Genomic DNA, 12,694 nt, shown 5'->3' with positions numbered 1-12,694 from the left:
CAATTAAAAATGACTTATTATAGCCTATCAGAAGCAGAAATGCATCTGAGGGCTATTTTTTATTTCCATAAGATCACTTGAATTTAGAATAGTTTTAATTGGTAAAAATATAGAACTATTCTATTAAAATAGTTTGAATTCAAAAAATATAAAAAAATGTTCAAAAATACAAAGTGAGTTTTATTTATTTATTATACATACTTACGAAATTGAAATTTTGAAAAAATAGCATACTGACGAAAGTATAAAATGTATTCAAATTTTATTGACATCAAGTTTTTTTAATGATAGGTTTATCTTAACAATAAATTGAATTCAAATAGATTATATTTGCGTACATGATAAAATGTTAAGTGTTCAAAACGCAATATGGATTGGAGGTTGGAAAATGGATTTTACTGGGAAAAATATTATTGTTACAGGTGGTGCAAGTGGCATAGGTAAGGCAATTACAGAAGGTATTGTAGAGGGGAGAGGGCATGCAATTGTCGTTGATATGAACTTGGAAAAGGCAGAAGAGATACGCCAGAGACTCGGTGAAAATAGTGTTTCTTGCTACAAAGTAAATCTTCAAGATCATCAAGAAACCAAGGAGGTATTTACCCAAATTCTAACGGACTTTGGGCAGATACACGGTTTAGCAAATAATGCAGGAATTGTCAGTACAGTCCCCTTTGAGGAGGTGACCCAGGAAGAGTGGGATAAGGTGGTGGCTATTAACCTTACTAGTGTATATGCCACAATTAGTGTTTTATTTCCATCAATGAAAGCAAAAAACTATGGCAGAATTGTAAACGTTGCATCTGTTGCTGCCAAAAGAGGCGGTGGATTATTAGGAACAAGTGCTTATGCAGCATCAAAGGCAGGCGTTATTGGGCTGACAAAGGCAATAGCTAGAGAGGGAGCATTATTTGGCGTTGCTTGTAACGGAGTATGTCCAAGTTACACCATTACACCTATGACATCAATACTGAGTGAGGAAAAAAAAGCGCGAGTATTAAGCACCATTCCCATGAACCGCGGAGCTGCTCCTAAGGAAGTTGCTAATGTAATTTTGTTTTATTTATCAGATCTTTCTAGTTTTGTAACTGGTGAAATAAGTGACGTGGATGGTGGGTTAACAATGGATGGCTGATATGTAGCTCATCATAGTTATCTAAATATAAGGAGGAGAGAGTATGAAGAAACGTTTTTTTGCAAGTTTAATGGCAGCAGCAGTCGCAGTATCCTGTTTGGCGGGATGTGGTGGTGGCAGTTCAAGCAGTGGCGAAGATAAGAATGCCCCTGCAACCAGCGATGAAGGAGCAACTTATTCATGGAAGATGGCACTAAATTCCACAGGGGGAGACAATGCCTATGATACAGCTGCAGTTTTTGCTGATAAAATTAAAGAGTTAACAGACGGTAGGGTCAACGTTCAATTGTACGGTGGCGCAAGCCTTGGTACGACTTCAGAAGTATTGGAAGGCATGAGCTATGGAGTTGCAGATATTCTATGTGAATCCGTAGGAACGCTTTCAACATTCTCCAATTTGGCAAATATTGATGCCATGCCTTATATGTATAGTGGTTATGACCACTTTATGAAAGTTTGGAACAGCGACCTTGGACGGGAAATGAAAACAACAATTGGCGACGCGGCTGGCTTCAGCTTGTTTGGTGGTACATACAGAGGACCCAGAATTGTAACTGCAACAAAAGAAATGTCAAAAATTGAAGACTTCAAAGGGTTTAAACTGAGAGCACCCAATCTTGAAGTTTACTTGAAAACATGGCAGTGGCTAGACGCAACACCAACACCGTTGCCAATGGGTGAAACGTATACTGCTTTACAACAAGGAACCGTTGAAGGCCAAGAAAATCCTATGGTTGATTCTATGAACTATGCAGTACAGGAAGTATGTAAATATTGGATCAAAACAAACCATGTATATAGTTGCAACGTAATCATTATGGACAAGACATATTTCGAAAGCCTGCCTGAGGATATACAAGCGGCAGTGGAGGAAGCAGCAAACTATGCAAGTAAGGAAATCAGTGAAAAGCAACTTGCCGCAAGTGAGGATGCTGAAAAATCATTAAAAGACATGGGATGCACAGTGATTGAAGTAGATACAAATGAATTTTCTGCTTATTTTGATGGCTTTGCTGAGAAGAATTTTCCTTATTTGGAGGATTGGGTAAGTAAAATCAAGGGGATGGATACTGGGAAATAATCTGTACAAAAGAAAAATGAGGTGATTTGATTGATTAAGGCTTACTCGAAGTTTCTGGATAAGCTGGAAACATTGGAAAAATATTTTTTAGGCATCACTGTAGCAATTATGGTTATTGTAATGACTTACCAGGTAATATTAAGATATTGCTTCTCTGCTGCCAATTCATGGAGTGAGGAACTAGCAAGGTATCTATTTATCTATGATGTAATGATTGCAGCAGCCATTGCAACAAGAAGAAATAGCCATTTGCAGGTGGATTTTTTGATCAATCTGTTGAAGCCAAAGGTAAAATACATATTTACTATTGTCGCAACAATAGCAGGCATTGTGTTTTTAGGATTTCTATTTAACTATTCCCTAACATTATGCCAAACTGCAGCAAATAATATTTCTGCAGGGCTGAAAATATCAATGTCTATCCCATATGCATGTATGCCAATTGGTGCAGTACTTATGATTTTGACTTCTCTGGAAGTAATATTTCATAATATTTTCCAGATTCGTGGGTTGGATGAAAAGGAGGTGAGGGGTAAATGAATGCTGGTTTCATTGTTATTCTCGCATTGCTTGGTTTATCATTCTTAGGTATTCCAATCTATTTGGCATTAGGAATTGGTACGCTGGTTGCCTTAAATGTTGCGGATATGCCGTTAATTGTTCTGCCACAAAAGCTGTTTGCTGGTATGAATTCCAGTTCTTTATTGGCTATTCCTTTTTTCATGCTGGCAGGAAACATAATGTCACGCAGCATTACAGGAAAGCTGATTGATGTTTCAAACGCTTTAATTGGTTGGATTAAAGGATCTCTGGCAGTTGTTACGGTTTTATCTTCTGCTCTATTTGGTGCTATTTCTGGTTCGGGGGTTGCCACAGCGTCGGCAGTTGGTGGAACCACGATTCCAGCTATGAAAGAAGAAGGATATCCTTCTCACTTTGCGGCAGCAGTCGCTGGAATTGCAGCCATTTTAGGACCTATTATTCCCCCCTCAATTACGTTGATTGTATATGCCAGCATAACAGACTTGTCAGTTTCAAAACTTTTTGTTGGTTCCGTAATACCCGGGGCACTTTTGGCAGGTGGGTTGATTGCTTATGCTCTATTCTATGGTATAAAGCATAATTTGCCAGCGCATCCCAAAAAGAAACCAAAAGAAATTGTAAGTACCTTTAAAGATGGAATTTGGGCATTATTAATGCCTTTGATTATTCTGGGTGGTATATTTGGTGGTATTTTTACGCCAACGGAATCAGCTGCAGTTGCTGTTGTATATTCCTTAATGGTAAGCCTTTTTATTTACAAGGACATGGAATTTAAGGAGCTTTTTACTGTATTTGTTGAGGGTGCAATTGCTACATCCACAATTTTGATGTTGGTTGGACTTTCCAAAGCTTCTAGCTATATTGTGACAACCTCTGGTTTACCACAACAGGTGTTGGAAGGATTTACTGCTATAACTTCAAGCAAAGTTGTAATCCTGTTGCTTTTGAATCTACTGTTCTTGATAATAGGTATGCTGATGGAGGCAAATGCCGCGATTATTATGATGACACCAATATTAATGCCCTTGCTTTCTGCTTTCGGAATTGATCCTTTGCAGTTTGGTATTATTATGAGTTTCAATCTATGTATTGGTTTAGTGACACCGCCGGTAGGTATTTGCTTGTTGATGACAAACCAAATTGCTAAAGCGAGCTTTGTTGAAACGTTACGCTCAATTTTACCAATGCTGCTGGTCTCCATTGTGGTACTCATGCTTGTTACTTTTGTACCTCAGTTTACCCTTTGGCTACCAAGCCTTCTAAAATAAAGCAATCAGATAATCTCATTATTCAATATAGATTTACCCCTTCCCAAAACCCCTCTTTATTCCGAAGAGGGGTTTTGCTCGGCGTTATATCCTAAATAGACCATCAATTTTAAGAAATGAATTTTATCAGTAAAGCTGAAACGAAGTTTTAGGAAACTTCAAAACAACATAATTTTCGGGGGCAGTGATAAGGGCTCTTTTTCTTACATAATAAAAGGCCTACCATGATATTCTTATCATAGAAGACCGTTTACTTTTTTTCTTCCAAACGCTGATTTTCACGTTATACACCATGATGTTATCTATTTTTTTTTCTCAAATTTCTAATTAAACCTGAAGGTTCAAGTGATATCTTATTATTGTAAATTAGTTTCAACAATCCAACTTGTTTAGTATTCTTTTTTTCGGAGCAGTCTTTGCAGTTGCATTCGGAAACGTAATCTTCTGGTTCTTGATAGGTTGTGATGACGCCCTCGAAATTTCTAAGGATTACTTTGTTTTCCGCTGTTGAAATCAAGTAATTGGGCATAACCGGAATTTTACCGCCTCCGCCAGGAGCATCGATAACAAAAGTGGGTACGGCAAAGCCAGAAGTATGTCCTCTTAAACCTTCTATGATTTCAATTCCCTTTGAAACTTTTGTTCTGAAATGCTTTATTCCCATGGAAAGGTCGCATTGGTAAATATAATATGGTCTAACCCTTATTTTAACAAGTTCGTGCATTAATTTTTTCATTATATAGATGCAGTCATTTACACCTCTCAAAAGAACTGTTTGGTTACCTAAAGGAATTCCGGCATTGGCAAGTAGCTCACATGCTTTTTTGGATTCTACCGTGATTTCATTTGGGTGGTTAAAATGAGTATTTAACCAAAGCGGATGATATTTTTTCAGCATTTCAACCAGTTCTGGTGTGATTCTTTGGGGCATAACAACAGGAACTCTACTTCCAATTCTAATTATTTCCACATGGGGAATAGCCCGCAAACGTTTGATAATTTGTTCCAGTTTTTGATCAGACAACAACAGTGGGTCTCCCCCTGAAATAAGAACATCTCTTATTACGGGAGTTCTAGCAATATAATCAATTGCTTTTTGTATTTGTTCCATTGGAAGGGAATGATCTGATTGTCCTGCAAATCTTCTTCGTGTGCAATGTCTGCAATACATTGCACACTTGTCGGTAACCAAAAGAAGAACTCTATCAGGATATCTATGTGTAAGTCCGGGAACTGGTGAATCTTCCTCTTCATGGAGAGGATCTGAGCAATCTCCACTTGACAATTCAAGCTCGGAGGTTGTTGGAATTGCTTGTTTTCTAATAGGATCATGGGGGTTATTTATGTCAATCAAAGAAAGGTAGTACGGAGTAATTGCCATTCTTAGTGTACCAAGGCATTTTTTAATACCCATGGCTTCTTCAGGAGTAAGTTCAATATGCATGCTTAAGTCATCAACAGTTTCTATCCTGTTTCTCATTTGCCATTTCCAATCATTCCAATCCCTGGTACTAACATTAGGAAAAAACTTTTTTCTGTTTAAGAATGATTGGTCTGATCTTTCGTTGTCTGTTCCTAACAAGTTACTTTTGAAATCCAAATTAATATGCTTAACTGTTGCTTCACGATTCATCAAATTCCTCCTTTATATAATAGTTTTTCATATAAGATTCATTTATTTTATTGCAAGGATTTATACCACACATTCATATCCTCAATTTTTCCACCAATTTGGGTATTATTCACTAGTGTTCCAGAAAAAGTATACCCGCTTTTTGCAAAAGTAGCATTCATGCCATATGAAATGGATCGGGCAATGGTATATGCTGTTTTGAACTGGAGTTTTTGCATTTCTTTGTTCATTTGTGTTAGTAAAAAATAAGAAAAATTGTAGCCTCTATACTCTGGATGAACTGCAAAATCTGTCATTTCAACATTTTTATTTTCTAAATCCATTTCACAGGAGGAAAGGGCAATGAGTTCACTTTCTTTCCAGATGCCAAAGTAGATTACATTGCTAATCATTGTTTGTTTTATATATTGGGGATCAAAGATTGGAAAGGGATAGGAATCAAAAACCTGTGAGTATAACTTTGTCATTTGCAATGCATCCCCAGGAACTGATTTTCTAAATAAAAAGGCATTGTCCAAAAAAACGTTTTCTCCCTCAAGAGGTAATTTAACTTTCATGAATGCATTTTCTAAAACTTTTTTATTCAAATCAGCATTATTAGTACAGCTTCGTTTCACATCGAAATATTTTGAAGCAAAAATACAATCTTCTTTCCCTTGAAAAAAATGTGGTATTGTGGCTTCAATGCCAAATCCATTTTTCAAAAAAGCTCTTAAAGAGGAATAAGGAATTTTAGCAAATATTTTTGTATAGCTGTTCTTTTTTGCCAGATCATCTAATTCAAATATTATTTCAGGCACATCTTTTTTATTTAAATGCATCAGATATATTCTATTATTACGGAGTCCGTGCTGTATGGTTGAGTTATTAATTTTAGTCATTATATCGTGCATTTTAGCCTCCTTAACTTCTGCTCACTTGCAACTGACAACTTATTTTAACATAATAAGTTGTCAGTTGCAAGAAAAATAAGTAATCTCTCATAAATTTTTTACATTTTATGTATTTTAATTGTTTAAACAAGTATCATGACAGCAGGTAAGAGGTACTGATTTTTAAGCTTCTTTTTCCCCTATGGAGTAAAAAAAACGATAAAATGAATATTGAAAAGTAGTTGTGTATCCCTGGATATAGCCTTTTCTATGAAATGAAGGGTTTTTGCGATGTAGAAAGAGCATAATAATGTTGGGCGGAAGTTTTTAAATATTCCTTTGAAAAATAAAAAAAGAGTGGTATAATACTACTAACTATGCAATCGAATAAAAAATCCCTGATTTTCATGGATTAAGATAGGAGGCTGGTTAATATGGCAGCAAGATTAGAAAATCAATACGGTGTAATTAGCATCGACCATGAGGTAATTGCAAGAATTGCAGGTTATGCGGCGATAGAGTGCTATGGCATTGTGGGGATGGCAGCAAAAAACATGAAAGACGGCTTGGTTCAGCTTTTGAAGCTGGAAAGCTTAACAAAGGGCATAAAAATGAGTGTGGATCAAAATAAGGTTAGTTTGGATTTGCACATTATTGTAGAATACGGCACCAATATTTCAGCGATCGCAGACAATATCATTAGCACAGTAAAATATTCTGTTGAGGAATATGCAGGGCTTAAGGTGGAAGATGTGAATATCTTTGTTGACGGTGTCAGAGTCGACAACTGAGTATGAGGAGGAACGATCGGTGAGTATTTTGAAGTTGAATGGCCTGCGCTTAAGCAGATTGATTATCGCCGGGGCAAACGAATTAACAGCAAACAAGCAGCTTGTTGACGCGATGAACGTTTTCCCTGTGCCTGATGGGGATACTGGAACAAATATGTCTCTTACCGTTTTGGCGGCAGCAAGAGAGTCGGAAAAGAGCAACTCATTAAGGGTGGATGAAGTTTCGAAGCTGGCTGCAAATGGTGCATTGAGAGGGGCAAGAGGAAATTCCGGTGTAATTACCTCTCAGTTGTTTCGTGGTTTTTCCAAGGGATTGGAAGGATTGGAAGAGGCTTGTGTAACTGACTTGGCTTTGGCTTTAGACAAAGGAGTTTTAACTGCATATAAGGCTGTTATGAAGCCAAAAGAGGGGACTATTTTAACCGTTGCCAGAGCCTGTGCGGAAGCAGGAGCAAAATTGGCATTGGAAACAGATGATATTGAGGAGTTTATCAAAGGAATTATTGCATATGGACACGAGGTGTTGGCAAAGACACCAGAAATGCTTTCTGTATTAAAGCAGGCAGGTGTGGTAGATGCAGGTGGACGTGGTTTACTCTATATCTTAGAGGGTGCCCTGAAATATATCAATGAGGATGGTCCTATTTCTATTGCGGAACCCACAAAGTCAGAGGCGGTAGACTTTGGTGCATTGGCATCCGTTGATAATGTGGATATCACCTTTGGCTATTGTACAGAATTTTTTATTAATATCCATGAGGCAGATGATGCCACCGTTCAGATGTTGAAGAATTATTTAGGAACCATTGGAGACTCTATTGTATGTGTAAATGATGAAGAAGTTATTAAAATTCACGTTCATACTGATCATCCCGGCTTAGCTTTGGAAAAGGCATTGTCTATTGGCAGTTTGAGCGGTTTGAAGATAGAAAATATGCGGGAGCAGCATACAAATCACATTGATTTTAACACAAGCTCATCTTCTTCTGTGGTAGCGGCAGAAAATAAGCAAAAAGACAAAAAACCACAACATCTGAAAAAGGACATTGGGTTTGTTTCTATTTCCGCAGGGACAGGACTATCCGACATTTTTAGAAACTTAGGTGTGGATATGATTATTGAGGGGGGACAGACAATGAACCCCAGTACGGAAGATATTTTGAATGCAGTTGACCAAATTAATGCAGAGAATATCATTATACTTCCAAATAACAAAAATATTATTTTGGCCGCAGAACAGGCTGTGGATCTATGTGAAAATAAAAAGCTTTTTGTGGTTCCCACGAGATCTGTGCCAGAAGGAATTAGTGCAATGTTCTGTAACGCTGAAGGTCTTGGGGCGGAAGAAATGACAGAAGCAATGAAAGAGGCTATTCAGGCTGTTTCAACGGTTTCGGTTACTTATGCAGTTAGGGATACCAGCTTTGGTGATAAAGAAATTGCTGAAGGTGATATTCTGGGAATGTTGAATGATGAAATTGTTGTTGTGGCAAAGGATGTTGCTGAAGGAACAAAAGAGGTGCTGAAACAGACCATTACAGATGAAAATGAAATGGTAAGCATTTACTATGGCACCGATGTAACAGCTGAAGATGCCCAGAAAATTGCAGATTTTATTACGGAAAGCTATCCTGACTGTGAAGTTGAGATTCAGAGTGGAGCACAACCTCTATATTTTTACATCATTTCAGTTGAATAAAATGAAAAAGACCGTAAAGCCTGAAATTATAGGCTTTTGCGGTCTTATTTTTTACGTATCGTACTAGAAACGTACTAATTGCAAAGTTTTTGTAATTCATCAACTAAATCCCTTTGTTTATTTGGATATAGATGTGAGTACACTTTTAAAGTGGTTTCAATATTTTCATGCCCCAGTCTTTCAGAAATAAGGAGTGGTGAATATCCCAGTTCAATCAAAAGAGATGCATGTGAATGCCTTAAATCGTGCAATCTGATTTGTTTTACATTAGCCAATTTACAAACCTTTTTCATATTGTAAGCTAGTATTTGTTTAGAAAAATCAAATAGCCGATCATCAGGGCTTATGTCATATTTACGTTCGGTATATTCAGTGATAGAATCGGCAATGTGTTGATGTATATAGATTTCACGTTTACTGCTATCAGTTTTGGGGGTTAAAATTAAATCATTTCCGTTATGCCGAGCATAGTTTTTATTGATTGTTACAGTTAAATTTTTCATATTAAAGTCTCTTAAAGTAAGGGCAAACATTTCTCCGGAACGCATACCAGTCCAGAAAAGTAATTCGTAAGCCGTTCTAAAATGTTTTTTTTCAACTTTAGATATAAATGCCTTATATTCATCCAACGTCCAAAAATTTAATTTATCAGACTGCATTTTTCCTATGTTGCCACAGATCCGGACGGGATTCTGAGGGAGTCCGTAATATTTCACTGCGTAATTTAGAATTGCTGAGAGCTGCGCATTAACTGTTTTCATGTATGTTTGGGTGTATTGTTTATCAATAATATTGTTCTGCCATTGTCTAATATGTGTAGGTGTTATCTGATTAATAGGGATGTTTTCAAAAAAAGGTAGTACCAAATTGTCGATCATATTTTCTTTATTTGAATACGTTGTCGGCTTAAGTCGAGTTTTACAGTCTTCTTTATATATATCGCATAAGGACTTAAATGTCATATCACAGGTACCAGCTTGCTGCTTTATAAAATCCCTTTCATAGTCCTGGGCTTCTCTCTTAAGCTTAAAACCTTCTTTCTTTTTCTTTTTTCGGTTTCCTTGCCAATCTTTATAATAAAATGTGCAAAACCATGAATTACGTTTTTCATCCTTATAAACAGGCATAAAAATAGACCTCCTTTTGTATTTTGGGTATAGCAAATAAGGCGGTCTTATGGTATACTTTTCTTGTCTGAAAGTGGTTTTAAGACCGCTGCATTTAAGTCCTTCCTGTTGGCGCAGGAGGGGCTTTTTTATTTTCCTAATCTCAGTTCTATCAATTTACGATCCAATTCAAAAATCATTGACAATTGGTCTAGGGAGCATGATTCATATTCTTTCAACTCATCATCACTAATCAGTAGATTTACGGCAAATAAATTAGCTTCCCTTTCAATTCTGGAACATAATAAATATGTTTTGTTCCTGATGAAATAACAATTTTGGTCTTTATGTAGGATGGCATGCCCTAGTTCGTGTGCCATAACAAGACGCCTTTCGCTTTCGTTAAGATTGTCATTGAGAAAAATACACTTGTGGCGGTTGAGGTACATGTAACAGCCCGAATAATCACCTAAACCTGCTGTTTTTACAAGTACGCCCAACCCTTTTGCAATACGAAATGGGTTCTTCGTCTCAAATTTACTTATGTACCACTCTGCAGTTTCTTTTACATCTCTCTTCAAGGCGTCACCTACTTTTTCTTCTTGTTCTTATTAGGGTTATACTTCTCCTTGTTAATAAGTTTAATGGTTCCTAGCATAGATTCGATTTGAGCAAGGAGCAAATCCGCGCTTTCATCTGATATATTTTCGCCATCAAAACTTGCGGGACCATCTTCTTTGTTCATTAATTTCTCTCTTATTCTTTCCATATCCTTAGCTATGTCTTTTTTATCCTTGGGGGTTAAGACACCGCTGTCTATTATTTCCGGTTCTTTTCCTGTTAATAAATAATCCACTGTTACACCAAAGTAATTTGCAATTTTATCTAGGTATTTGGTGTAGGATGTGCTTTTCCCATTGGCCCAGTCGCTAATAATTCCGCTGCTCACATTTATCTCTTTAGCCAATCTGTATTTAGTAATATGGTTATTTTCCATAAGTTTTAATATTCGTTCCCTTGTATCCATTAGTCACACCTCACAAAAAATGCGAATAGCAATAAAACCTAGCTAAAAACTGTTGACTAACACGGAAACAATGCTATAATACAGATATAGCAAGAAAACCTAGTCAAAACAGTGCAGGTAATTGCAAAATCGTGTTGTTAATAACCTTGACAAGCTAATAATAACACGAAAAACAGGTTAAATCAATAGAAAACACGCAAAATAACAAGAAAACGAGGTGAAAATATGAGATTTTATACCGTTTCGGAAATTGGAGACATGTTCAAGGTATCGAGAGACACGGTAAGCGAGTGGATTCGCAAAGGGAAAATAGGGGCGGTCAAGATCGGTGGCACGAAAACCGTGCGAATTAGTGAGAGTGATTTAAACAAGTTTCTCGCTGATAATCGCATTGTTGTACAGGATGATCAAGCCACGCCGGACAAAAATAGGGGGTAACTATGAACGGGTTAGTGAAAGAAACAAAAACGCCTATCGAAATCGCTTTGCAAGTAGATAGTGAGGGAAGAACTACAGCAAGAAAGCTTTATGAGTTCTTAGAGTTGGCAAAGGGACAATTTTCAAGATGGTGCAAAACAAACATTTTAGAGAATACCTTTGCAGAAGAAGGAATTGATTTTGAGGGGTTCGACATCTATGTCGAGGGTAACAAAACCGTTGACTACAGACTCACAGCCTCATTTGCTAAGAAATTAGCCATGGGTTGTCAAAACAAAAGGGGTGAAGAAGCAAGATTTTATTTTATCGCTGTGGAGGACAAGCTAAAGGAAATTGTAACTAAAGAAAGGGTACTGCAAAAAGAAGCTTCTTCCAAGAGTCAGAGAAAGCTAGCCTCTGTAAATAACGCCGCAAAAATTATCTTGCCACAGTTGGTTGCGGCTGGCGTAGATCCGGCTCAGCGAACTTATTTTCTGAAAGATATGTATGCACCTGTAGGAATTAACGTTCCGATGATCAGGGTTGAACAGGAAAAGCTATATGAACAAACGGAGATGGCTGAAATTCTAGGTGTATATTCCGCATCGGGTAAACCACATGCTCAGGCAATCGGTGCCATCATGAGCAAATTGAATATAACCGAAAGTGATATCGCAAAAACAACCAGCTTTTCAAAAAATGGACATACGGACATTTCTAATCAATATAGAGAGCCAGTTTTGCGGCAGATTGAAGATTGGCTTAAGCATAATGGGTATCCATTAATAGTATCTAATGGCAGTAAGGAATTTAAAATTTCATACATAGAAGTTGAGAGAGGGATTCTATGAATAACAAATACTACACGTTTAAGGATGTTATGGAGTGCCTAAAATGTAGCGAAAGCAAAGCGTACTTAATTATGCGGGAATTGAATGCCGAGCTTGCCAAAAAAGGATTTATGACTATGCGAGGACGTATCCCAAAGAAATATTTTGAGGAAAGATTTAATATCTGTTAGGGAGGTGGACAAGCGTGCAAAATATACATAATGACCCCATATACCGCAACGCTGACAGACGCAAGAATGAACGCCATATGAAGCATGAAAAGCGGAGAGGG

Annotated in this window: 14 protein-coding genes; 9 read left to right on the top strand and 5 right to left on the bottom strand. The window is 37.2% G+C overall.

The window, feature by feature from the left end; genetic code table 11:
• Positions 1 to 388: 388 nt before the first annotated feature.
• Genes RTK36_RS15680 through RTK36_RS15665 form a run of 4 tightly spaced genes read left to right on the top strand, consistent with a single transcriptional unit; the run spans position 389 to position 4,027 of the window.
• Complete coding sequence (locus RTK36_RS15680) at positions 389 to 1,135, top strand: SDR family NAD(P)-dependent oxidoreductase (RefSeq protein WP_312048170.1); 747 nt, start codon at positions 389 to 391, stop codon at positions 1,133 to 1,135.
• Positions 1,136 to 1,178: 43 nt separating this feature from the next.
• Positions 1,179 to 2,216 (top strand): TRAP transporter substrate-binding protein, encoded by a 1,038-nt coding sequence (locus RTK36_RS15675; RefSeq protein WP_312048169.1) that lies wholly within the window; start codon positions 1,179 to 1,181, stop codon positions 2,214 to 2,216.
• 30 nt (positions 2,217 to 2,246) lie between these two features.
• The gene (locus RTK36_RS15670) at positions 2,247 to 2,756 is read left to right on the top strand and encodes a TRAP transporter small permease (protein ID WP_312048168.1); all 510 of its coding nucleotides are present in this window, start codon (positions 2,247 to 2,249) and stop codon (positions 2,754 to 2,756) included.
• Complete coding sequence (locus RTK36_RS15665) at positions 2,753 to 4,027, top strand: TRAP transporter large permease (RefSeq protein ID WP_312048167.1); 1,275 nt, start codon at positions 2,753 to 2,755, stop codon at positions 4,025 to 4,027. The genes RTK36_RS15670 and RTK36_RS15665 overlap by 4 nt, the downstream gene beginning before the upstream one ends.
• A gap of 298 nt (positions 4,028 to 4,325) precedes the next feature.
• Here RTK36_RS15665 and ablA read toward each other — a convergent pair whose 3' ends face one another.
• Positions 4,326 to 5,660 carry a lysine 2,3-aminomutase gene (ablA, locus tag RTK36_RS15660; RefSeq protein ID WP_312048166.1) on the bottom strand — a complete coding sequence of 445 codons (1,335 nt, stop codon included), beginning with the start codon at positions 5,658 to 5,660 and terminating at the stop codon, positions 4,326 to 4,328.
• 47 nt (positions 5,661 to 5,707) lie between these two features.
• Positions 5,708 to 6,553, bottom strand: a complete 846-nt coding sequence (ablB, locus tag RTK36_RS15655; protein ID WP_312048165.1) for a putative beta-lysine N-acetyltransferase — start codon at positions 6,551 to 6,553, stop codon at positions 5,708 to 5,710.
• Between the two features lie 413 nt (positions 6,554 to 6,966).
• Between ablB and RTK36_RS15650 the strand changes: the two genes are divergently transcribed.
• Together RTK36_RS15650 and RTK36_RS15645 are read left to right on the top strand one after the other, a co-directional pair.
• Positions 6,967 to 7,323 (top strand): Asp23/Gls24 family envelope stress response protein, encoded by a 357-nt coding sequence (locus RTK36_RS15650; protein ID WP_066052200.1) that lies wholly within the window; start codon positions 6,967 to 6,969, stop codon positions 7,321 to 7,323.
• Positions 7,324 to 7,342: 19 nt separating this feature from the next.
• On the top strand, positions 7,343 to 9,022 hold the full coding sequence (locus tag RTK36_RS15645; RefSeq protein ID WP_312048164.1) for a DAK2 domain-containing protein: 1,680 nt from the start codon (positions 7,343 to 7,345) through the stop codon (positions 9,020 to 9,022).
• Between the two features lie 74 nt (positions 9,023 to 9,096).
• Here the strand turns inward: RTK36_RS15645 and RTK36_RS15640 are convergent, their stop codons facing one another.
• The 3 genes from RTK36_RS15640 to RTK36_RS15630 all read right to left on the bottom strand — a co-directional run bounded on the left by RTK36_RS15640 (position 9,097) and on the right by RTK36_RS15630 (position 11,155).
• Positions 9,097 to 10,149, bottom strand: a complete 1,053-nt coding sequence (locus RTK36_RS15640; protein WP_312048163.1) for a tyrosine-type recombinase/integrase — start codon at positions 10,147 to 10,149, stop codon at positions 9,097 to 9,099.
• Between the two features lie 128 nt (positions 10,150 to 10,277).
• On the bottom strand, positions 10,278 to 10,709 hold the full coding sequence (locus tag RTK36_RS15635; protein ID WP_312048162.1) for an ImmA/IrrE family metallo-endopeptidase: 432 nt from the start codon (positions 10,707 to 10,709) through the stop codon (positions 10,278 to 10,280).
• Positions 10,710 to 10,717: 8 nt separating this feature from the next.
• Positions 10,718 to 11,155 (bottom strand): helix-turn-helix domain-containing protein, encoded by a 438-nt coding sequence (locus RTK36_RS15630; protein ID WP_312048161.1) that lies wholly within the window; start codon positions 11,153 to 11,155, stop codon positions 10,718 to 10,720.
• A gap of 225 nt (positions 11,156 to 11,380) precedes the next feature.
• On the opposite strand from RTK36_RS15630, the gene RTK36_RS15625 reads away from it, so the two are divergent.
• From RTK36_RS15625 to RTK36_RS15615, 3 genes are read left to right on the top strand one after another with little or no spacing between them, the layout of a single operon-like run.
• Positions 11,381 to 11,593: a helix-turn-helix domain-containing protein gene (locus RTK36_RS15625; RefSeq protein WP_312048160.1), complete on the top strand. Its 213-nt coding sequence runs from the start codon at positions 11,381 to 11,383 to the stop codon at positions 11,591 to 11,593.
• 2 nt (positions 11,594 to 11,595) lie between these two features.
• Positions 11,596 to 12,423: an antA/AntB antirepressor family protein gene (locus RTK36_RS15620; protein ID WP_312048159.1), complete on the top strand. Its 828-nt coding sequence runs from the start codon at positions 11,596 to 11,598 to the stop codon at positions 12,421 to 12,423.
• A complete protein-coding gene (locus tag RTK36_RS15615; protein WP_312048158.1) occupies positions 12,420 to 12,593 on the top strand; it encodes a transcriptional regulator in 174 nt (57 codons plus the stop codon). The genes RTK36_RS15620 and RTK36_RS15615 overlap by 4 nt, the downstream gene beginning before the upstream one ends.
• Positions 12,594 to 12,694: the final 101 nt, after the last annotated feature.

Origin of the sequence: Anaerotignum sp., from assembly GCF_031981185.1 — a bacterium.
Taxonomy (GTDB): Bacteria; Bacillota; Clostridia; order Lachnospirales; family Anaerotignaceae; genus Chakrabartyella.
This window is presented reverse-complemented; position numbering and strand designations above follow the sequence as displayed.

What these genes read in the sequence shown, in the direction of transcription:
- RTK36_RS15680 (WP_312048170.1), top strand. Translation starts at nt 389, where the DNA reads ATGGATTTTACTGGGAAAAATATTATTGTTACAGGTGGTGCAAGTGGC.
- ablA (WP_312048166.1), bottom strand. Translation starts at nt 5,660, where the DNA reads ATGAATCGTGAAGCAACAGTTAAGCATATTAATTTGGATTTCAAAAGT.
- RTK36_RS15620 (WP_312048159.1), top strand. Translation starts at nt 11,596, where the DNA reads ATGAACGGGTTAGTGAAAGAAACAAAAACGCCTATCGAAATCGCTTTG.
- RTK36_RS15665 (WP_312048167.1), top strand. Translation starts at nt 2,753, where the DNA reads ATGAATGCTGGTTTCATTGTTATTCTCGCATTGCTTGGTTTATCATTC.
- RTK36_RS15650 (WP_066052200.1), top strand. Translation starts at nt 6,967, where the DNA reads ATGGCAGCAAGATTAGAAAATCAATACGGTGTAATTAGCATCGACCAT.
- RTK36_RS15675 (WP_312048169.1), top strand. Translation starts at nt 1,179, where the DNA reads ATGAAGAAACGTTTTTTTGCAAGTTTAATGGCAGCAGCAGTCGCAGTA.
- RTK36_RS15630 (WP_312048161.1), bottom strand. Translation starts at nt 11,155, where the DNA reads ATGGATACAAGGGAACGAATATTAAAACTTATGGAAAATAACCATATT.
- RTK36_RS15615 (WP_312048158.1), top strand. Translation starts at nt 12,420, where the DNA reads ATGAATAACAAATACTACACGTTTAAGGATGTTATGGAGTGCCTAAAA.
- RTK36_RS15640 (WP_312048163.1), bottom strand. Translation starts at nt 10,149, where the DNA reads ATGCCTGTTTATAAGGATGAAAAACGTAATTCATGGTTTTGCACATTT.
- ablB (WP_312048165.1), bottom strand. Translation starts at nt 6,553, where the DNA reads ATGCACGATATAATGACTAAAATTAATAACTCAACCATACAGCACGGA.
- RTK36_RS15625 (WP_312048160.1), top strand. Translation starts at nt 11,381, where the DNA reads ATGAGATTTTATACCGTTTCGGAAATTGGAGACATGTTCAAGGTATCG.